18 protein-coding genes are annotated in these 19,510 nt (G+C 66.9%); 13 read left to right on the forward strand and 5 right to left on the reverse strand.

The features are described from left to right. Nucleotides 1-114: 114 nt before the first annotated feature. Nucleotides 115-1,080 (reverse strand): ribokinase, encoded by a 966-nt coding sequence (locus ACTXG9_RS14480; RefSeq protein ID WP_019661097.1) that lies wholly within the window; start codon nt 1,078-1,080, stop codon nt 115-117. 25 nt (nt 1,081-1,105) lie between these two features. Continuing rightward, nucleotides 1,106-2,404, reverse strand: coding sequence for a NupC/NupG family nucleoside CNT transporter (locus tag ACTXG9_RS14485; RefSeq protein WP_019661098.1), 1,299 nt, complete (start codon nt 2,402-2,404; stop codon nt 1,106-1,108). A gap of 193 nt (nt 2,405-2,597) precedes the next feature. On the opposite strand from ACTXG9_RS14485, the gene ACTXG9_RS14490 reads away from it, so the two are divergent. From ACTXG9_RS14490 to ACTXG9_RS14520, 7 genes are all read left to right on the forward strand, one after another. Next, on the forward strand, nt 2,598-3,569 hold the full coding sequence (locus ACTXG9_RS14490; RefSeq protein ID WP_031270250.1) for an aldo/keto reductase: 972 nt from the start codon (nt 2,598-2,600) through the stop codon (nt 3,567-3,569). Between the two features lie 305 nt (nt 3,570-3,874). Further along, a complete protein-coding gene (hemP, locus tag ACTXG9_RS14495; protein WP_005412278.1) occupies nt 3,875-4,069 on the forward strand; it encodes a hemin uptake protein HemP in 195 nt (64 codons plus the stop codon). Nucleotides 4,070-4,222: 153 nt separating this feature from the next. Next, complete coding sequence (locus ACTXG9_RS14500; protein ID WP_456115518.1) at nt 4,223-6,466, forward strand: TonB-dependent hemoglobin/transferrin/lactoferrin family receptor; 2,244 nt, start codon at nt 4,223-4,225, stop codon at nt 6,464-6,466. 4 nt (nt 6,467-6,470) lie between these two features. Continuing rightward, nucleotides 6,471-7,070, forward strand: coding sequence for a ChuX/HutX family heme-like substrate-binding protein (locus tag ACTXG9_RS14505; RefSeq protein ID WP_021203452.1), 600 nt, complete (start codon nt 6,471-6,473; stop codon nt 7,068-7,070). Nucleotides 7,071-7,143: 73 nt separating this feature from the next. Continuing rightward, nucleotides 7,144-8,073 carry a DUF6607 family protein gene (locus ACTXG9_RS14510; RefSeq protein ID WP_227844924.1) on the forward strand — a complete coding sequence of 310 codons (930 nt, stop codon included), beginning with the start codon at nt 7,144-7,146 and terminating at the stop codon, nt 8,071-8,073. A 274-nt stretch (nt 8,074-8,347) separates the two neighbouring features. Beyond that, nucleotides 8,348-8,878: a hypothetical protein gene (locus tag ACTXG9_RS14515; protein WP_021203454.1), complete on the forward strand. Its 531-nt coding sequence runs from the start codon at nt 8,348-8,350 to the stop codon at nt 8,876-8,878. Beyond that, entirely contained in the window at nt 8,872-9,285 is a 414-nt protein-coding gene (locus ACTXG9_RS14520; protein WP_146256789.1) for a hypothetical protein, read from the forward strand. The genes ACTXG9_RS14515 and ACTXG9_RS14520 overlap by 7 nt, the downstream gene beginning before the upstream one ends. 81 nt (nt 9,286-9,366) lie before the next feature. Here the strand turns inward: ACTXG9_RS14520 and ACTXG9_RS14525 are convergent, their stop codons facing one another. Further along, nucleotides 9,367-11,883 carry an ABC transporter permease gene (locus ACTXG9_RS14525; protein WP_456115519.1) on the reverse strand — a complete coding sequence of 839 codons (2,517 nt, stop codon included), beginning with the start codon at nt 11,881-11,883 and terminating at the stop codon, nt 9,367-9,369. Next, entirely contained in the window at nt 11,880-12,527 is a 648-nt protein-coding gene (locus ACTXG9_RS14530; RefSeq protein ID WP_111097999.1) for an ABC transporter ATP-binding protein, read from the reverse strand. Before ACTXG9_RS14530 ends, ACTXG9_RS14525 begins: the two co-directional genes overlap by 4 nt. A gap of 75 nt (nt 12,528-12,602) precedes the next feature. On the opposite strand from ACTXG9_RS14530, the gene ACTXG9_RS14535 reads away from it, so the two are divergent. The 3 genes from ACTXG9_RS14535 (at nt 12,603) to ACTXG9_RS14545 (ending at nt 15,473) form a co-directional block, all read left to right on the forward strand. Then, a complete protein-coding gene (locus tag ACTXG9_RS14535) occupies nt 12,603-13,247 on the forward strand; it encodes an arylesterase (protein ID WP_019661105.1) in 645 nt (214 codons plus the stop codon). An 87-nt stretch (nt 13,248-13,334) separates the two neighbouring features. Beyond that, a complete protein-coding gene (locus ACTXG9_RS14540; RefSeq protein ID WP_002811889.1) occupies nt 13,335-14,048 on the forward strand; it encodes a response regulator transcription factor in 714 nt (237 codons plus the stop codon). 153 nt (nt 14,049-14,201) lie between these two features. After that, nucleotides 14,202-15,473, forward strand: a complete 1,272-nt coding sequence (locus ACTXG9_RS14545; RefSeq protein ID WP_019661107.1) for a sensor histidine kinase — start codon at nt 14,202-14,204, stop codon at nt 15,471-15,473. A 93-nt stretch (nt 15,474-15,566) separates the two neighbouring features. Here the strand turns inward: ACTXG9_RS14545 and ACTXG9_RS14550 are convergent, their stop codons facing one another. Then, nucleotides 15,567-16,268, reverse strand: a complete 702-nt coding sequence (locus ACTXG9_RS14550) for an SGNH/GDSL hydrolase family protein (RefSeq protein WP_019661108.1) — start codon at nt 16,266-16,268, stop codon at nt 15,567-15,569. A gap of 212 nt (nt 16,269-16,480) precedes the next feature. Between ACTXG9_RS14550 and ACTXG9_RS14555 the strand changes: the two genes are divergently transcribed. The 3 genes from ACTXG9_RS14555 (at nt 16,481) to ACTXG9_RS14565 (ending at nt 19,046) form a co-directional block, all read left to right on the forward strand. Continuing rightward, nucleotides 16,481-16,876 carry a diacylglycerol kinase gene (locus tag ACTXG9_RS14555; protein WP_019661109.1) on the forward strand — a complete coding sequence of 132 codons (396 nt, stop codon included), beginning with the start codon at nt 16,481-16,483 and terminating at the stop codon, nt 16,874-16,876. A gap of 33 nt (nt 16,877-16,909) precedes the next feature. Then, a complete protein-coding gene (locus ACTXG9_RS14560; protein ID WP_019661110.1) occupies nt 16,910-17,659 on the forward strand; it encodes a TerC family protein in 750 nt (249 codons plus the stop codon). Nucleotides 17,660-17,885: 226 nt separating this feature from the next. Beyond that, the gene (locus ACTXG9_RS14565; protein WP_111097998.1) at nt 17,886-19,046 is read left to right on the forward strand and encodes an MFS transporter; all 1,161 of its coding nucleotides are present in this window, start codon (nt 17,886-17,888) and stop codon (nt 19,044-19,046) included. Nucleotides 19,047-19,510: the final 464 nt, after the last annotated feature.

Here is a 19,510-nt window from a genome sequence, read left to right on the forward strand (position 1 = left end):
GCGAGGGGCAGGATGTGGGCAATGCGACAGGCGGTCGCAGGGGCTGGGCAATGGGCGAAAGAAAGGCCCAGGTGCCTGTGCACCCGGGCCTTGTCATCCACGCGTGGCGTGGAATTACTTGGCTTCGGCGTCGGCCGGGGTGAAGCGCGGCATCGCCGCTGCAGCGCCTTCCTTCTCGGTCGAGCGACCGGCGAACTGGTTGGCAAAGCGCACGTGGCGGGCGAACGGTGCATCGGCCACCTGTGCCAGCGACGCAGCCAGCGCACCGTTGAAGGCATCACCAGCACCGGTGGTGTCGATGGCCTGCACCTGTTCGGCACCGACGCGGTAGTACGGCTGGGTATCGCCGCGCAGGTTCTCGTCGGCGTGAGAGACGAACACGCCCACCGAACCCAGCGTCACCACCACCGTGCCGTTGCCGACCAGCTTGCGGCACAGCGCATGCAGGCTGGCGCCATCCAGCGCCGCGACGTCGTTGGCATCCACGCGCTCGCCGACATGGCGGCCGAGCAGGGCGGCGAACTCGGTCTCGTTCGGGGTGATCACATCGGCCAGCTTGAGCAGGCCGATGGTCGAGGGCGCATCGGCCGGCGCGGTGTTGAGCACGGTGGTGACACCGGCCTCGCGGGCCGTGGCCAGCGCCGCTTCGATGGTCTGCACCGGCGATTCCAGCTGCACCAGCACCACCTTGGCACCGGCCAGCAGGGCCTGCTGCTGTTGCAGGAAATCGGTGCCCAGCGCGGCATTGGCGCCGGGGCCGATCACGATCGTGTTGCGGCCACGGGCATCGACGTAGATGCCGGCGGTGCCGGTCGGCTCGCTGCTGGCCTCGGCGATCAGCGCGAAGCCATCGTGCGCAGCCAGTTCGCGCGCAGTGGCGCCACCGGCGTCATCGCCCAACGCACACACGAAGTGGGTGTCCGCACCAGCGCGGCAGGCCGCCACGGCCTGGTTGAAGCCCTTGCCACCGGGGCCGGTGCTGTAGCGGCCGGCAATGGTCGCACCCGGTGCCGGCAGCGTTTCGCACCGCCACACGTGATCGACATTGAAGGAACCGACGACAACGACACTGCTGCTCATAGGAAATCTTTTCTCAACCAGGGGTTCAACTGAAGTGCGTCAGCACGCCGGCGATGGTCGCCGTCATGAAGGTGGCAATGGTACCGCCCAGCACCGCGCGCAGGCCGAACTTGGCCAGGTCGTGGCGGCGCTCCGGCGCGAGGCCACCGATACCGCCGATCTGGATCGCGATCGAGCTGAAGTTGGCGAAGCCGCACAGCGCGTAAGTGGCAATCAGGCGGCCTTCGGCGGACAGGCTCACGCCCGGGATCTGGCCGTTCACGATCTGCGACAGTTCGGTGTAGGCGACGAACTCGTTGATCACGACCTTCTGGCCGATCAGCGAGCCGACGGTGGTGGCGTCGGCCCACGGCGTGCCGATCACCCAGGCGATCGGGGCCAGCAGATAGCCGAAGATGGTCGACAGGTTGGTCGGCTTGCCGATGGCAGCGGCCAGGCCGGTCACTTCGCCCACCCAGGTCAGCGGCGCGTTCAGCAGCGCGATAAGGGCGATGAAGGCCAGCAGCATCGCGCCGATGTTCAGTGCCAGCTTCAGGCCGTCACCGGCGCCGGCAGCGGCGGCATCGATGATGTTGCTGGAGGTCTTTTCGACTTCCATCTTCACCGTGCCGCGGGTCAGCGGGGTGCCGGTTTCCGGAATCAGCAGCTTGGCCACGACCAGGGTGGCCGGGGCCGCCATGATGCTGGCCGCCAGCAGGTGCTTGGCGTAGAAAGCCTGCTGCGCCGGATCGCCGCCGCCCAGCATGCCCACGTAGGCCGCCAGCACGCCGCCGGCGATATGCGCCATGCCGCCGATCATCATGGTCAGCAGTTCGGACTGGGTCATCCTGGCGATGTACGGGCGAACGGTCAGCGGCGCCTCGGTCTGGCCGATGAAGACGCTGGCGCAGACGCTGGTGGTTTCCGCGCCGGACACGCGCATCACCTTGGTGATCGACCAGGCCATCACGCGCACGATCGCCTGCATGACGTTGAGGTGGTACATCACCCCCATCAGCGCCGAGAAGAAGATGATGGTCGGCAGCACCTGGAAGGCGAAGATGAAGCCGTAGTTCTTGGTGTCCATCAACGAGCCGAAGATGAAGCCCGAGCCCTCGTTGACGAAGCTGAGGATCTTGACGAAGCCCTTGCCCAGCGCATCGAACACGTCGCGCCCGCCCGGCACCAGGATCACCAGCGCCGCAAAGGCGATCTGCAGGGTGATACCGGTGGCAACCAGCTTCCAGTCAACTGCACGCTTGTTGTTGGAAAACAACCAGGTGATGCCGATCAGCACCGCCAACCCGAACAGGCCGAAGCCGATCCTGCCCAAACCTTCGACCATGTGAGTGACTCCCCTGGGGCGTCGCGAAAAACGGGAAGCCTAGTGCAGGGCAGGGGCCGGGGCAAGAAAAAGCAGCGTGCGCGCACCCAACGGTACCGATCGGGCCAGCAACGGCAAGGGCTTGCGGCCGGCGGCGGCAGGTAGAATGGAGTTCGATCCCGGCCCGGATGCGGGCCCGCAGCAGGAGATTCGCATGCAATACCGTCGCTTGGGCTCCACCGGCCTGCCGATTTCCGCCCTGTCCTTCGGCGCCTGGGTGACCTTCGGTGACCAGATCCCGCGCGACGAGGCCCGCAACCTGGTGGCGGCCGCCTGGGATCATGGCGTCAACTTCTTCGACAATGCCGAGGGCTATGCCAACGGCCGCGCCGAACAGGTGATGGGCGATGTGATCGCCGACCTGCGCCTGCCGCGCGACGGTTTCTGCGTCTCCAGCAAGGTGTTCTTCGGCAGCGCCAAGGACCCGCGGCCGACCCAGCGCGGCCTGTCGCGCAAGCATGTGACCGATGCCTGCCACGCCGCGCTCAAGCGCCTGCGGGTGGATTACCTGGACCTCTATTACTGCCACCGCCCGGATCCGGACGCACCGGTCGCCGAGACCGTGCATGCCATGGACACCCTGGTGCGGCAGGGCAAGATCCTCTACTGGGGGACCTCGGAGTGGTCGGCCGTGCAGATCCAGCAGGCGCTGGACATCGCGCAGGCGCGCAACCTGCAGGGCCCGTCGATGGAGCAGCCGCAGTACAACCTGCTGCACCGCGAGCGCGTGGAGGTCGAGTACGCGCCGCTGTATGCCGGCGCCGGACTGGGCACCACCATCTTCTCGCCGCTGGCCTCGGGCCTGCTCACCGGCAAGTACGACCAGGGCATTCCGGCCGATGCGCGGCTGGGCCGGGAAGGCATGCAGTGGTTGCAGGACCTGGTGCTGGGTGCCGACGCCGAAGCCCGCCTGGCCCAGGTGCGCCGCTTCAGCGAGGTGGCGCGTGCGCTGGGGCAGGCGCCGGCCACGCTGGCCATCGCCTGGTGCCTGCGCAACCCGAATGTCTCCAGCGTGATCCTCGGCGCCAGCCGGGTCAGCCAGCTGCTGCAGAACCTGCAGGCACTGGAGGTGCTGGAGCAGGTCGACGCCGCCGGCTGGGCGCAGGTCGAAGCCGTCTTCGCCTGAACCCCGGGGCCGACCGGGCCTCGGGGGCCTCGGTCGGGCCGGCTTGGCCGAGGGAACAGGAACGGGAACAGGAACGGGAACGGTAGAGTCGACTGTTAGTCGACTGCTTCGAATAACCGACTGCTTCGAGCAACAGCAGTCGACCAACAGTCGACTCTACACACCTGCTTCGCCATTTAATTGATGCGATCTATCGAATTACGGAATTCGATCATTAATCTCACCAATGAAATTGAGAATGGTTGTTGATTGTCAACTGAGAATCATTATCATTTAACTCGTCCCTCGCACGAGTCCAGATGCTCATGAATGCTCAACCTGTACTGCTGCGCCCCGAAACGCTGACCCTCCGCGATCGTCCGGTCCGTGTCGTTCCGCCGGAAGAGGTCATCGACAGCGAAGCCCTGCTCAAGGGCCGTCGTGAAATCCTGATCCAGCACGGCGACCGTTTCTATCGCCTGCGGCACACCAGCAACGACAAGCTGATCCTGACCAAGTAATCGCGGTCTGGTCGCCCGCCTCCCTCCCTCCTGCCGGCAGCGCCGACAGGGTGGGCGACCCGTCCGCTCCCGCTCTCTCCCCCTCGGTCTACCGCGTGCACCTTCCGGGTGCGCCGGTAACCGGGGGGTCCCCTGCCTGACCGAACGAACCCGATGACCCGCCATACCGCCCTTTGCCTTGCTGTCTGGATGGCGCTGCCGCTGTCCGCCCACGCTGCTGCCACTGCTGCCCCCGATGCGCGCGAATTCGATCGGGTGCAGGTCACCGCCACCCGCACCGAGCGGGCGCTGAGCGACGTGGCGGCCACCGTGGATGTCATCGACCGTGAGCAGATGGACCGGCACCTGGTGCAGGACATCAAGGATCTGGTGCGCTACGAGCCGGGCCTGTCGGTCACCCGCAGCGCGACCCGCTTCGGCCTGGATGGTTTCCGCATCCGTGGCCTGGACGGCAACCGCGTGCGCATCCAGACCGACGGCATCGTCATGCCGACCCGGTTCGACATCGGTTCGTTCGCCAGTTCCAACCGCAACTTCACCGACCTCGATACGCTCAAGCGCGTCGAGATCGTGCGTGGACCGGCCAGCCCGCTGTACGGCTCCGATGCACTCGGTGGCGTGGTCGCGTTCGTGACCAAAGACCCGGCCGACTATCTCAAGGACGGCAAGAACAGCTACTTCGGCCTGAAGTTCGGCTACGACGGTGAGTGGAAGGGCCTGCTCGGCGGTGCCACGGCCGCCTTCGGTGGCGACCACTGGAGCGGCCTGGTCAACGTCAACCACCACCAGGGCCAGGAAACGGACAACAAGGGCACGGTTCGCAGCGACAACGACACCCGCACCGCGTCCAATCCGCAGGATCGCGACGGCCGCAGCCTGCTCAGCAAACTGGTCTATGCACCCAGCGAGGACCAGCGCTTCCGCCTGACCGTGGAAGGCAACGAAGACACCACCGATACCAATGTGCTGTCGGCGATCGCCAGCGTTGCACCGCGCCCCGGCGCGATGGCTGCGGCCACTGGCATGAAGTCCCACGACACCCAGAAGCGCAACCGCGTCTCCTTCGCCCACGAAATGGATGCGCTGGACCAGCCGTTCGCCGACAGCCTGCACTGGCAGGTGTACGCGCAGAACAGCGAAACCCGGCAGCAGACCGACGAAACGCGCACCGACGGCACCCGCCGCCACCGCGTGTTCTCCTTCGACCAGCATGCCTATGGCCTGCAGGCGCAGTTCAACAAGGCGTTCACCACCGGCAGCGTCGAGCACGCATTGACCTACGGTTTCGAAGGCACCCGTACCGAGATCCGCCAGAAGCGCGACGGCTATCAGGTCAGTAAGGCGGGCGTGGTCAGCAACACGGTGCTGCCGGACACCTTCCCGGTGCGTGACTTCCCGATCAGCAAGACTACCGAGCTGGGCCTGTATGCACAGGATGAGATGCGCTTTGCCGATGGCAGGCTGTCGCTGGTGCCGGGCGTGCGCGTGGACCGCTACGAGCTGAAGCCGGAAGTGGACAGCGTCTTCGCCGAAGACAACCCGACCACGGCCGTGGCGCAGCTAAAGAAGACCAGCGTGTCGCCGAAGCTGGGCATGGTCTGGCGCTTTACCGACGAATGGTCGCTGTTCGCCGGTTATGCGCGTGGCTTCCGTTCGCCGCCGTACAACGACGTCAACATCGGCCTAACCAATGTCGCCTTCCACTATACCGCCATCGCCAATCCGGACCTGAAGCCCGAAACCAGCGACGGTTACGAACTGGGCCTGCGCTTCATCGCGCCGGCGGCGTACGTCAGCGTCAGCGGCTACTACAACGACTACAAGGATTTCATCGAGTCCAACGTCGATACCGGTCGCAACGCACAGGGTTTGACCGTGTTCCAGTCGCAGAACATCGCCGACGCGCGCATCTATGGCGCGGAAATGAAGGCCGGCATCGAGTTTGGCGAACTCAGCCCGGCGCTGAAGGGCTGGGCGCTGCGCAGTGCGTTGGCATGGTCGCGTGGTGACAACCGGACCGATGACGAACCGCTGGCCTCGGTCGATCCGCTGCGTGGCACGCTGGGCCTGATGTACGACACCGATACCTGGGGCGTCGAACTGGCCGGTACCTTCGTGCAGCGCAAGAAGCGCCTGCCGCCGCCTGCGGCGCAGACCAATCCGAACGCACCGGCGCCGTTCGTCTACCAGCCGGCCGGCTACGGCGTGCTGGACCTGATGGCGCACTGGAACTTCGCGCCGGGTGCCGCCTTCAATGTCGGCGTGTTCAACCTGGCCGACAAGCGCTACATCGAATGGTCGTCGATCACCCCGAGCCTGATCACCGATCGCGCACTGAGCGATCGTTTCAGCAGCCCGGGCCGCACCTTCTCCGCCAGCCTTGCCGTTTCCTGGTGATCTCATGAGCCGAGCCTTGTCCGCACGCAGGAATGACTCCATCGCCGCGCCGAACAGCGCGGCCTGGCCGACCCCGGCACAGCTGGCCACGCTCGGCACCGTGCTGTGCCTGTACCACGCCGACGGCAACGAGCTGGGTGGCTGGCGCCAGGCCGTACGCGTGCACGCCTGCCAGGGCGTGGACAGTGAAGGCCTGCGCGAAAGCCTGTGTTTCCTCGATGGCCGCGGCCGCTGCGTGTGGCGTCTGTATCTGCTACCGGACAGCGATTTCCTGGCCTGGGACCGGCTGGTGGCCGCGTTGCCGCCGGGACCGGAACACGACAGCGATGGCAGCGTCGGCGAACGGCTGTGGCGGCGCCTGGCCGGCCATCTCGGCGGCCAGCGCTGGCGCCTGTGTGCGCTGCGCCTGCACGCCGCCGACGACGGGCGCACCCTGGCGGCCAGCCTGTCGACCCTGTCCTCGCTGGGCGCGGCCACCGCCCGCCGCATCGCACGCCTGGAAGGTGCTGAAGGCGAACTGGTGATCGACGACTGTTGTTGTGCCGACGCCGCCCGGCGCCCGGCGCCACGGATTCCCGGCGACCTGCCGCTGATCCGCCTGTGACCCTCTCCTGATGGAACGCCCGTTGGCCACGGATGGCCCCTCAATGAATCTGCACCCCTGAAGGAAGACCCCGATGAAGCTCCAGACAGCCAGCGCCATGCTGCTGCTCGCCACCGGCGGCGTGGCCAGCGCGCAGCCCTCCGACGTCGCCCGCGACCACGACAGCATCCTTGCCCTGCAGGGCGAGTACACCGTCGATTTCGCATTCGACGAGACCGTGCTGCTGAAGCCCGGCTACGAGCGCGCCCCGGCGATGCGCAGCGGTGGCAGCGAAGTGGTCATCGTGGTCGAGGACACGCCGAAGCGCATCGTGCTGCAGCACCTGCTGCTGGATGAAAAGAGCGGCCACATCACCAAGCACTGGCGCCAGGACTGGGTGTACGAGGCACCGAACCGTTTCGAGTTCAGTGCCGACCAGACATGGAAGGTGCGCAGCATTCCCACAGCGGTGAACCAGGGCGCCTGGACCCAGTGCGTGTATGAAGTGAGCGACGCACCGCGCTACTGCGGCACCGGCACCTGGACCTACACCAACAACGTGCCGAGCTGGACCAGCGACCTGAGCTGGCGCCCGTTGCCGCGCCGTGAGTACACCAAGCGCAGCGACTACAACGCGCTGGCCGTGATCAACCGCCACACGTTGACCCCGAACGGCTGGACCCACGAACAGTTCAACACCAAGGTGCAGCGCAACGCCGACGGCAGCCAGGTGGAGATCGCCCGCGAGTTCGGCTTCAACGACTACGTGAAGACCACCGAGGTCGACTTCACCCCGGCGCGTGACTACTGGAAGGCCACTGCCGGCTACTGGGCCAAGGTGCGCCAGCGTTGGGACGGCTTCCTCGGCCAGGCCCCGGGCGTGCACCTGAAGACCAGGATCGATGGCATGGCGATGATCATTCCGCTGTTCACCCAGGCCGAAGCGATTCAGTCCGGCAAAAAGGTGAAGGACAAGCAGATCGACGAGGTGTTCGCCAAGTACGTGGAAAAGGCGCCGAACTGAGGCCGCGTGTGGAGTCGAGCTGTGCTCGACTCCACAACCGCATCCACTCATGGCGTGGCTTTGGCGGTCCGTCCATGTGCTCTTGGTAGGTGCCGAGCTTGCTCGGCACGCTTTCGGTGGTGACGCGATTCGGTGTCTGCGCGCGTCGCCGGACGGATTGGTGCCTTGTGCGTATAAACATGACGCATTTCGCTGTATTTTGTCCGAGTCCGCTTTCCGGCTTCTGCGCATGGGGTAGGGTGGCCGCCCACGCAGTCATTGAACGTCGCCGCAGATGAAGCTTTCCGCCTTGTGCAGTCAGATGTTGTCCGGCGAAGCCTGCGATGATATCGACAGCTTCTTTCTCGAAATCGATGACTTCGAGGAAGCCGCACTTGTTTCGCGAACCCAGCGGATAGACGGGCTGCTCGCGCGTCTTGGGCCTCGATGGACATCGGCTTATCTGTTCAGTCTCTGCATGCATGTTCTGGCGACCGTTCGTATTGCCGGCAGCGCACGCGATCCAGCCGGAGCGAAGATGTTTCTGGCATTGAGCTTCACCGATTTCGAGCTGTATGCGGAAGAGGGCGTGCTGCTCCCCAACGTTTTCTACTATCCAGGTTCGGAGGGGGTCGCATTTGGAGCCCGGCGCTGGCACGAAAGTGGCAGCAACACCTCGACGGAAATCGACGCCGTGCGCTCCGTTGTCGAAGATGCTGGCCTGCTCGCGGGTTTTCGCTTCTGCGAAAGCCGCACTGATGGCCCTCCCGGTTACGAAGTTGTTCGTGTCTTTGCGATTCCAATGCATGGAAACGAGGCTTGCTGATGGTCGTGCCAGAACGCCAGATGTTCGATACCTATTTGTCCGACCCGCAGGTCTACGATCGTCTTGAACAGCATATCCACGACCACTTCATGACGGGAATCAACGCGGCAAGCCTGCGCATTGAAGACTTCCGCAGCCCGCACTACAACACGTTCTTCGTCGATGGCACTAAGGATCGCGGTGCCAACCCGATCTTCTCCGCCAAGCACCTGCCCAGCGGCAACATCATCCGGGTCGTCATTTTCGGCAGCCCGCCTGAATACAGCGAAGTCCGTAAGCGGGTAGGGGATAATGAGGAGAAGGACGAGCTCTGCCTGTTCATAACGCTTCTGGGCGTGCAGCGCGCGATGAGCGCGACCGTGGCCTGGGCGCAGCAACAGGCGTCCATCATCCCGGCCACTCGTTAGTAGACCCACGCCATGTGTGGATGCGCTCAGGTGGGGCGCGCAGCGTACAGCCGGCCCCACCCGCAGCGTGTCACGGTCGCCTCAGGCCTCGCGCAGCGCCAACGCCGGCGGCGTATGCAGGATCGCCCGCGTACCCCACCAGCCCGCCAGCAGGCTCAACCCGATGCCGACCACGCCGCCGATCAGCAGGCCCGGCCACGGCGGCAGCAACGGCAGCTCGAACACCTTCTGCGACACCGCCACACCGATCGCTGCGGCCGCGCCCACCGCCAGCATCGCCGCCAGCGTGCCCAGTGCGCCGAACTCAACGAGCACCGCGCCACGCAGCTGGCGCCGGGTCGCGCCCAGCGTGCGCAGCACCGCGCTGTCGTAGCGGCGCTCGCCCGCCGTGGCCTGCAGCGCAGCCAGCAGCACCAGCACGCCGGCCAGCAGGCTGAACACCATCACCAGTTGCACCGCCTGCGCCACGCGCTCCATCACGTCGCGCACCTGCGAGATCACCGCGTCCACGTCCAGCAGCGACAGGTTCGGCTGCGCGCGCACCAGCTCGCCCAACCCGGCCGTGTTGCCGGACGGCAGATGGAAGGCCGACAGCAGGTTGTGCGGCGTATCGCCCACCGCATTGGGGTTCAACAGCACGAAGAAGTTCGGCCGGAAGGTGTTCCAGTCGGCCTTGCGCACACTGGTGACGGTGAACTCGCGCTCCTGCTCGCCTACTGAAATGGTGATGCGGTCGCCCGGATACACGCCGTAGCGCTTGGCCCAGCCGATTTCAACCGACGCCTCCGCCGCCGTGCTGTCGGGCGTCCAGAAGGTGCCGTTCATCAGCGTGTTGGCCGGCGGGAAGCTGCTGCGCCAGCTGAAGTTCAACGGCCGGTTCTCGTCGTCGTCATCGCGCTGGGCTTCGCCTGACGCCGGCTGCCCGCTCTGGTCCGGCGAGCGATCCACGCGCAGCGGCGGCTTGCCGTTGATCGCGATCAGGCGACCGGTCGCCATCGGTTCGATGCTGGCGTCGTTGGCCCCCAGTCCGCGCAGCGCGGCCAGCACGCTGTCACGCTGTCCGGGCTGGATGTTGATCAGGAAGTAGTTCGGCGTATCCGCAGGCAGGCGTTCGCGCCACTGCTGCAGCAGGCCGGGGCCGGTCACCGCCAGCAGCAACAGCGCGCACAGCGACAGCGACAGCCCGACCAGCTGCATCACCGCCAGCATCCGGCGCCGGGTCAGCGCCGCCAGGCCCAGCCGCCAGTGGCCGTGCAGACGGTGCTGCAGGCCGCGCAGCAGCTGCAGCAGCACGAAACCGACCACGCCGGCCGCCACCGCCAACGCGGCCAGGCCGCCCAGCACCCATAGCGCCAGCTTGAGATCACCGGTCACCTGCACCGCCAGCAGCAGGCTGGCCGCCAGCGCTGCTACGTAGGCCAGCAGCGAGGCCGGGGGCAGGGCGGCGAAGGAGCGGTTGAGCACGCGCATCGGCGGCACCCCGCGCAGGCGCAGCAGCGGCGGCAGGCCGAAACCGAACAGCAGCAACAGGCCGATGCCGGCGCCGGTCAGCGCCGGCATTGCCTCGGGTAGCGGCAACCGCTGCGGCACCAGGCTGCCCAGTACCTGCACCAGGCCTTCCTGCGCAGCCATGCCCAGGCCGATGCCGAGCGCGCAGGCCGGCACCGCCAGCATCAGCAGCTGCAGCGCCAGGCCCAGCAGGATGTCGCGCTGGCGCGCGCCCAGGCAGCGCAGGATCGCCACCTGGTCGATGCGGCGCAGCGCGAAGCGGTTGGCCGCCAGCGCGGTGGCCACACCGGCCAGCAGCACCGCCAGCAGCGCGCTCAGGCCGAGGAAGCGCCCGGCAAGATCAAAGGCCTGGCGCACGCCGCGCTGGGTGTCGTCCACGCTCAGCAGGCGCAGGCCCTTGACCTGCGGCAGCAGCCACTGGCGCAGGGCGGCAACCTGATCGGCCGGTCCGGCAAACATCAGCCGGTAGTTGATGCGGCTGCCGGGGCCAAGCAGGCCTGTGCCTTCCACATCGGCGCGGTTGACCAGCAGGGTGGGGGAGAGCGTCAGCAGGTCGCCACCGGTATCCGGTTCGGCCTCGATGATGCCGGCGATGCGCAGCGTGCCGGCGCCGAATTCGAGGTCATCGCCGGCTTTCAGCCCCAGTCCCTGCAACAGGCGCGGGTCGGCATAGGCCTGGCCCTTGGGCGGCATGCCGGCATCGGCGATCAGGGCGCCGCCGGGTGTGGCCCGCACCCGCAGCGTGCCACGCAGCGGATAGCCCGCCTGCACCACCTTGATGCTGGCCATCTGGCTGGCATCACCGTTGAACAGCACGCTGCCGAAGCTGGCGATGCGGGTATGCGCCAGGCCACGCCGTTGCGCTTCGTCGGCGAATGCCTGCGGCGGATCATCGCGCCCGGCGATGCCGAGGTCGCCGCCGAGCATTTCCGCCGCGCTGCCGGTCAGCGCCAGGTTGACCCGGTTCACCAGCGTGCCCACGGCGGTCATCACCGCTACGCCCAGCACCAGTGCGGCGAACACGGTCAGCAGGTCACCGGCCAGGGCCTCGCGACGCAGCGCGCGCCACGCGTGCCGCAGCAGGTTCATGCCTGCGCCCCACGCTCGACCGGCAGCAGGCGGCCATTGTCGATGCGGTGGATGTACTGGCAGCGCTGGGCCAGGCGCAGGTCGTGGGTGACCAGCACCAGGGTGGTGCCGCTGCCGGCGTTGAGTTCGAACAGCAGGTCGCTGATGTGCTGGCCGGTGGCGTGGTCCAGCGAGCCGGTCGGTTCGTCGGCGAACAGGATGCGCGGGCGGGTGACGAACGCACGCGCCAATGCCACGCGCTGCTGCTCGCCGCCCGACAACTGGCGCGGATAGTGGCGGGCGCGATGGGCCAGCCCGACCTGGGCCAGCACTTCATCGACCCGCGCACGGTCTTCGCGCCCGGCCAGTTCCAGTGGCAACGCGACGTTTTCGGCGGCGGTCAGCGCCGGTAGCAGGTGGAAGCTCTGGAACACGAAGCCAACCTCGCGCGCGCGCAGCTGGGCCCGCGCTTCTTCATCGAGGTCGCCCAGGTCCTGGCCCGACAGCGCAATGCGGCCGCGGCTGGGCAGGTCCAGCCCGGCCAGCAGCCCGAGCAGGGTGGTCTTGCCCGAACCGGAGGCGCCGACGATGGCCGCGCTGGTGCCTTCATGGACGGTCAGGGTGATGTTGTCCAGTATGTGGACTTCACCCTCCGGGCCCTGCACGGATTTGCCGACCTGGTCGACGGCGATGGCGACGGGCGCGCTGCGGGGGGACAGGCTGTCGATGAGGAGACTCCAATGCGCAAGACGGGATGGAGCCGGCGAGCCGGCGCGATGGTGGTGCTGCTGCTAGGGTTCCTGCTGTTGCCGGGGCTGGCCTGTGCCAAAGGTCCGGCCCGCACCGTGCTGGTGCTCGGCGACAGCCTCAGTGCCGCCCACAATATCCCTGCCGACGCCGGCTGGGTCAGTCTGCTGCAACAGCGGGTCAGGCAGCAGTCGAAAACCCCGGCGCGCATCGTCAACGCCAGCATGAGCGGGGAGACCACCGCCGGCGCGCTGACCCGCCTGCCGGGCCTGCTGGCGAAGGAAAAGCCGACGGTGGTGGTGATCGCGCTGGGCGGCAATGACGCATTGCGTGGGCTGACCCCGGCGCAGGTGCAGGGCAACCTGGAAAAGATGGTGCAGGCCAGCCAGAAGGCCGGCGCGAAGGTATTGCTGCTGGGCATCGACGTGCCGCCCAACTACGGGCCGGCCTATCGCCAGCGCCTGGCTGCGGCCTACAAGGCGCTGGCCACGCAGTACGAGGTGCCGCTGCTGCCCTTCCTGCTGGAGGGCGTGGCCCTGCAGCCGGGCATGATGCAGGCCGACGGCCTGCACCCCACGGCGCAGGCGCAACCGAGGGTGCTGGACAACGTCTGGCCGCTCCTGCGGCCCCTGCTCTGAACGATTTACAACCCTCTTGACGGAACTTCACATCGCGTCCACCGTCGATCCGGCATGTTTCACAAAGCTGAAGTTAGAGGGAATCACATGCGTCAGACGAAGGAGACCTCCGGCTTGGTGCTGGTGGTCGAAGACAACCGCAACATCTCCGAGATGATCGGCGAATACCTGGAAGGTCGCGGCTTCGAAGTCGACTATGCACAGGACGGCCTGGATGGCTACCGCCTTGCGGCGGAGAACAGCTATGACGTCGTGGTGCTCGACTTGATGCTGCCGCGCCTGGATGGCATCGAAGTGTGCCGTCGCCTGCGCAACGATGCGCGCAAGTCCACCCCGGTGCTGATGCTCACGGCACGCGACACGCTGGACGACAAGCTCACCGGCCTCGGGTTCGGCGCCGATGACTACCTGACCAAGCCGTTCGCGATCCAGGAGCTGGAAGCCCGCCTGCGCGCGCTGATCCGCCGCGAACGTCGCCAGGTGGGTTCGGAGGTGCTGAAGGTCGCCGACCTGGTGCTCGATCCGGTCAGCATGCGGGCCACCCGTGCCGGTACCGAGCTGCAGCTGTCGCCGATCGGCCTGCGCCTGCTGACCATCCTGATGCGCGAATCGCCGCGCGTGGTCACCCGCCAGGAGATCGAACGCGAGATCTGGGGCAATGGCCTGCCGGACTCGGACACGCTGCGCAGCCATCTGTACAACCTGCGCAAGATCATCGACAAGCCGTTCGACCGTCCGCTGCTGCACACCGTGCAGAGCGCCGGCTACCGCATTGCCGATATCGCACAGCCGATGGCCTGATCGGGGCCGGGCCGGTGCAGCATCAGGCCCGGCCGGGCAACGACCCCGCATCGGGCACGGATGACCGGCCGGCGCTGCCGCCGGTCAGCGTCCGTGCACGACTACGGCGCAGCGCGCTGCCTATAATCGCAGCGCTCTGACCGGGACCCCGCAATGCCGCACGGCCTGCCGCGCAAGATCCGTATCGCCTTCATCCTGCAGGCAGTCCTGGCCAGCCTGGGCATCCTGCTCGGTGCCTGGCTGGTGTCGCTGGTCATCAAGCACAGCCTGGTCGGCGCCGCCCTGCGCGAGGAAGCGGCCTATTACTGGACGCTGCACGAGGCGTCGCCGGTGCAGCCGCCGCCCAACACCCAGAACATCCGCGGCTACCTGCTGGAAAGCGGGCAGTCGGCGCTGTCATTGCCGGCCAACCTGCGCAACCTGGAGCCCGGCTTCCACGAACTGCCTCAGGATGACCAGCTGGTGCTGGTCGATGTGCGCCCCGCCGGTCGCCTGTACCTGGTGTTCCTGCGTTCGCGTGCGGAGATGCTGGCGTTCTGGTTCGGCATCGTGCCGGTGCTGCTGACCCTGTTGGCGGTGTATGGCGCCAGCTGGGTGACCTATCGGGCTTCCAAGCGCCTGGTGTCGCCGGTGAACTGGCTGGCACGGCGCGTCTCGCGCTGGGACCCGGGCCACCCCGAAGCGGCCGATCTGGAGCCGAACAAGCTGCCGGCGGACATGCAGGGCGAGACCCGCCAGCTGGCGGCCGCACTGCATTCGCTGGCCAACCGGGTCAGCGCGCATGTGGCGCGCGAGCGCAATTTCACCCGCGACGCCAGCCATGAACTGCGCACACCGCTGACCGTCATCCGCGTCGCCAGCGACATGGCCCTTGGCGATGAAACCCTGCAGCCGCGCCTGCGCCGCAGCCTGCAGCGCATCCAGCGGGCTGGCCGCGACATGGAGGCGGTGATCGATGCGTTCCTGATCCTGGCCCGCGAGGCCGATGTCGAACCGCAGATCGAGCTGTTCGACGTCAACGACATCGTCCGCTACGAGGTGGACAATGCCAACGAACTGCTGGGGTCTCGCCCGGTGTCGGTGCACCTGCACAGCGACGGCCCGGTGCAGTTGCATGCGCCGCCGCGGGTGCTGCAGGTGGTGATCAGCAACCTGGTGCGCAATGCCTGCAGCTACACCGACGAGGGGCGCATCGACGTGCATGTGCACAACGACCGGGTGGTAGTGCGCGATACCGGTATCGGCATGTCTGCCGACGCCCTGTCGCGGGCCTTCGAACCGTTCTACCGCGCCGAGCCGAGCCGCCCGCAGGGCACCGGCCTGGGCCTGTCGATCGTGCGCCGGCTGTGCGACCGCTTCGGCTGGAAGGTCAGGCTGGCCAGCGAGCCAGGGCAGGGCACGGAGGCCACGGTGATCTTCCGCTGATCCTCCGACCCCATTGCCCGTGATTCAGTAGATCCACGCCATGCGTGGATGGGGTTGCGGTAGCGCCGGGCCATGCCCGGCGTCCGCAGTCCCTCAGTTGCAGTTGACCTTCGGCGCCAGCGCCTTGGTCCAGATCGCATACCCGGCCGGGGTCATGTGCAGCATGTCCTCGCGGAACAGCGTTGCATCCGGCTGGCCATCGGTGCCCAGCATCGGCGTGTAGATGTCGGTGAAGCCGGTGTTGGGCAGCGTGGCCAGGGCGGCCTTGATCAGCGTATTGGCCTCGTTGATCGCCGGCAGCAGATGCGCACGCGACGGGCTCGGCTTGATCGACAGGTACTCGACCCGGGTCTTCGGCAGGTCGCGATGCACGCGCTGCACGAAGGCAACCACATCGTCGCGCACCTGCACGGCGCTGCGGCCGCTGTTGAGGTCGTTGTCGCCCGCGTAGAAGAACACCTTGCACGGTGCATACGGCACCACGATGCGATCGGCATACCAGGTGCTGTCACGCACTTCCGAACCCCCGAAGCCGCGGTTGAACACCGGCTGGCCGGGGAAGTCGGTGGCCAGGCTCTCCCACATGCGGATCGAGGAGCTGCCGATGAACTCGATACCGCCACGCGGCGGCGGGCTGGCCTGGTCGGCGCTGGCGAAGTGGGCCATGTCGCTGGCCCAGGCCACGTTGGAGACCTGTTCGGGTACCCGCGGTGACTTGGCCGGGCCCAGGGCCTGGGCAAGGGGGGCGGCGGTCAGCAGGCCCAGCATCAGCAGGCAGGTACGGCGATGGGACATCAGGCGCTCCGGCAGGGTAGGGACGACCATGATAGAAGCTGGGGCAGGTCGAAGCTTGCCCCTGGCAGTCCGTTCACCGGGCCGGTGCCGGGCGGCGGCGGGCGGCCTTGTGGCAAAATGGCGGCCATCTGCCTATTCCTGTGCGCCCATGATCCCCTGCCGTGCGTCTGAGCGGTCGCTGCGCCGCGTCCCTGTTGCTGGATGTTCGCCCCGTGGCTGATCAGTTCGGCCATCTGCCGCGCGGCCCGCGCCGCATCTTCCAGGCCGCCCGCTGGTCCTGGCAGGGCCTGCGCGCTGCCTGGCTGCACGAGTCGTCGTTCCGGCTGGAGGTCTACCTGCTGATCCTGCTGACGCCGCTCGCGATCTGGCTGGGCCAGACGCCGGTCGAACGCGCGCTGCTGATCGGCTCGATGCTGCTGGTGCTTGCGATGGAGCTGGCCAACTCGGCCATCGAAGCGGTGATCGAACGTTACGGCAGCGAGATCCATGAACTGGCCGGCCGCGCCAAGGACATGGGCTCGGCGGCGGTCTTCGTGCTGATGATGAACGTGCTGCTGTGCTGGGCGCTGGTCGTGGTTCCGCACGCGCTGGCCGGCAACTACGGCTGAAACCCCATTCCCCCACTGCCTTGAAGAGTTTCCATGTCCTTTGAGTTCCTCGCCGACCCCAATGCCTGGGTAACCCTGTTCACGCTCAGCGCGCTGGAAATCGTGCTCGGCATCGACAACCTGGTGTTCATTTCCATCGCGGTCAGCAAGCTGCCGGAAGAGCGTCGCCCGTTCGCCCGCAAGCTTGGCATCGCGGTGGCCTGCATCACCCGCATCGCGCTGCTGGTGTCGCTGGCCTACCTGGCGCACATGGCGGCCAACCTGTTCACCGTGGCCGGCATGGGCATCTCCATCCGCGACCTGGTGCTGATCGTTGGTGGCCTGTTCCTGATCATCAAGGGCTGCATGGAGATCAAGGAGCTGATCAGCGGCGGCGAGGATGAAGATCCCAGCACCACCAAGGCCTCGGCCGTGTTCGGCTACGTGATCGCGCAGATCGCGGTGATCGACATCGTGTTCTCGCTGGACTCGGTGATCACCGCCGTCGGCATCGCCGACCACATCCCGGTGATGGTCGCCGCGATCTTGCTGTCGGTGATGGTGATGCTGCTGGCCGCCAACCCGCTGGGCCGCTTCATCGATGCCAACCCGACCGTGAAGATGCTGGCCCTGGCCTTCATCCTGATGATCGGTGCGGTGCTGATCCTGGACGGCCTGGACGTGCACGTGCCCAAGCCCTACATCTACGCCGCGATGGGCTTCTCGGTGCTGGTGGAGTGGCTGAATCTGCTGATGCGCCGCCGCGCCCGCGAGCACAACGTGCCGGGTGCCGGCAACTGGTAAGCGCGCCACAGGCGTGTGAGTCCCTCAGAACCCCCGGCATGCCGGGGGTTCTGCGTTGTGGGGGAGGTTGGCTCTGCAACGGCACTGCGGTTTTTGCACTTTTGGCTGCGTTCCGGCCTCCACTTGTGAATCAGGATCAACAGTGTTTTCCCGGGGCGAGGCTTAATCCGGCGCAGCAAAGCGCGCAGGCTACGCACTCCCGATTCCCGCCCCCCAGGACTCCCCCATGAATTCCAGAGCCGCCTTGCTGGCGCTTGCCGTTGGCGCCTTCGCCATCGGAACCACCGAGTTTGCCCCGATGGGCCTGTTGCCGGTCATCGCCGACGGCGTCGGCGTTGGCATCCCCACTGCGGGCATGCTGATCACCGCCTATGCCGTGGGCGTGATGCTGGGCGCGCCGGTGATGACCCTGCTGATGGGGCGTTTCGGCAAGCGCACCGCGCTGATGCTGCTGATGTCGATCTTCGTCGCCGGCAATCTGTTGTCTGCGCTGGCGCCGAACTACGGGATGCTGCTGCTGTCGCGCCTGGTCACCAGCCTCAACCACGGTGCCTTCTTCGGCATCGGTGCGGTGGTCGCTGCGAGCCTGGTGCCGAAGGAAAAGCAGGCTGCGGCCGTGGCCACCATGTTCATGGGCCTGACCATCGCCAACATCGGTGGCGTGCCGCTGGCGACCTGGGTCGGCCAGCAGCTGGGCTGGCGCCTGTCCTTCGCCGGTACTGCGGCGCTGGGCCTGGTCGCGATCACTGCGTTGGGCTTCGCGCTGCCCGCGTCCGCACCGGGACCGCGCCCGGACGTGCGCCGCGAACTGAAGGCGATCCTGCAGCCGCAGGTGCTGCTGGCCATGGCCACCACCGTGCTTGGTGCGGGTGCGATGTTCACGCTGTACACCTACGTCGCACCGGTACTGACCGAGTTGACCGGCGCCTCCAATGCCTTCATCGCGATGGCGCTGGCCCTGATCGGCATCGGCTTCACCTTCGGCAACGGCATCGGTGGGCGCATGGCCGACTGGTCGCTCGATGGCGCCACCCGTATCCTGCTGGCTGCCCTGGCGGTGCTGATGTTCGTGCTGCCGCTGGCTTTCATGAGCCACGCCACCGCGGCGCTGGGTGTACTGCTGTTCGGCGCGGCGACCTTCGCCCTCGTGCCGCCGCTGCAGATCCGGGTGATGCAGGTGGCCAGCGAGGCGCCGGGCCTGGCGTCGTCGATCAACGTGGGTGCATTCAACCTGGGCAATGCGGTAGGTGCTGCGCTGGGTGGTGCGGTGATCAGCTTGGGACTGGGCTACGCCGCGATTCCGGTGGCCGGTGGCCTGCTGGCCGCGTCGGGCCTGCTGCTGGCATGGCTGGGGCGTAGCCGCACTGCGGTGGCTGAGGCCTGCTGAGTGATATGGGGTTCCGGCAGGGCTTGCAGCCCTGCACCCGCTAAAGGCGAAGGCAACCGCCGAAGCGACAGCAACCGCAACAGCCGGCGCTGGTTTTCTGAGGGTTGGGCGGGGCGGTGTGGGTTGGCAGGACATGCCGTGAACCCATCCATGGGGGCTCGATGGCGCCATCCATGGCGCCAACGGTCCTGCCAACCCGCACCGCCCCACCTCCGACAGATTGCCGCGATCGGTCGGAACGGCGTTCTGCTTTGGTAGGTGTCGACCTTGGTCGACACGAATGCCTGAAGAACCGGCTTTTGCTTTTGATTTTTCTTTTGATCTTCCCGCGGTGCGCAGGAAATTGTCCGTGGCCGGTAGGGTGGGTCGGCTGGGGGCGTGAGCCGCATGGATGCGGCGACCGAGCTTACATGGACGTACTTGCAGCGGCCCCCAGCCGAACCACCCTCCCGGCCCACCCCGAG

This window comes from Stenotrophomonas maltophilia group sp. LNF247 (assembly GCF_054083135.1).

Bases quoted from the DNA above. Each gene is read 5' to 3' on its own strand.
- ACTXG9_RS14480 (WP_019661097.1), bottom strand. From the start codon at position 1,080: ATGAGCAGCAGTGTCGTTGTCGTCGGTTCCTTCAATGTCGATCACGTG.
- ACTXG9_RS14485 (WP_019661098.1), bottom strand. From the start codon at position 2,404: ATGGTCGAAGGTTTGGGCAGGATCGGCTTCGGCCTGTTCGGGTTGGCG.
- ACTXG9_RS14490 (WP_031270250.1), top strand. From the start codon at position 2,598: ATGCAATACCGTCGCTTGGGCTCCACCGGCCTGCCGATTTCCGCCCTG.
- hemP (WP_005412278.1), top strand. From the start codon at position 3,875: ATGAATGCTCAACCTGTACTGCTGCGCCCCGAAACGCTGACCCTCCGC.
- ACTXG9_RS14500 (WP_456115518.1), top strand. From the start codon at position 4,223: ATGACCCGCCATACCGCCCTTTGCCTTGCTGTCTGGATGGCGCTGCCG.
- ACTXG9_RS14505 (WP_021203452.1), top strand. From the start codon at position 6,471: ATGAGCCGAGCCTTGTCCGCACGCAGGAATGACTCCATCGCCGCGCCG.
- ACTXG9_RS14510 (WP_227844924.1), top strand. From the start codon at position 7,144: ATGAAGCTCCAGACAGCCAGCGCCATGCTGCTGCTCGCCACCGGCGGC.
- ACTXG9_RS14515 (WP_021203454.1), top strand. From the start codon at position 8,348: ATGAAGCTTTCCGCCTTGTGCAGTCAGATGTTGTCCGGCGAAGCCTGC.
- ACTXG9_RS14525 (WP_456115519.1), bottom strand. From the start codon at position 11,883: ATGAACCTGCTGCGGCACGCGTGGCGCGCGCTGCGTCGCGAGGCCCTG.
- ACTXG9_RS14535 (WP_019661105.1), top strand. From the start codon at position 12,603: ATGCGCAAGACGGGATGGAGCCGGCGAGCCGGCGCGATGGTGGTGCTG.
- ACTXG9_RS14540 (WP_002811889.1), top strand. From the start codon at position 13,335: ATGCGTCAGACGAAGGAGACCTCCGGCTTGGTGCTGGTGGTCGAAGAC.
- ACTXG9_RS14545 (WP_019661107.1), top strand. From the start codon at position 14,202: ATGCCGCACGGCCTGCCGCGCAAGATCCGTATCGCCTTCATCCTGCAG.
- ACTXG9_RS14550 (WP_019661108.1), bottom strand. From the start codon at position 16,268: ATGTCCCATCGCCGTACCTGCCTGCTGATGCTGGGCCTGCTGACCGCC.
- ACTXG9_RS14560 (WP_019661110.1), top strand. From the start codon at position 16,910: ATGTCCTTTGAGTTCCTCGCCGACCCCAATGCCTGGGTAACCCTGTTC.
- ACTXG9_RS14565 (WP_111097998.1), top strand. From the start codon at position 17,886: ATGAATTCCAGAGCCGCCTTGCTGGCGCTTGCCGTTGGCGCCTTCGCC.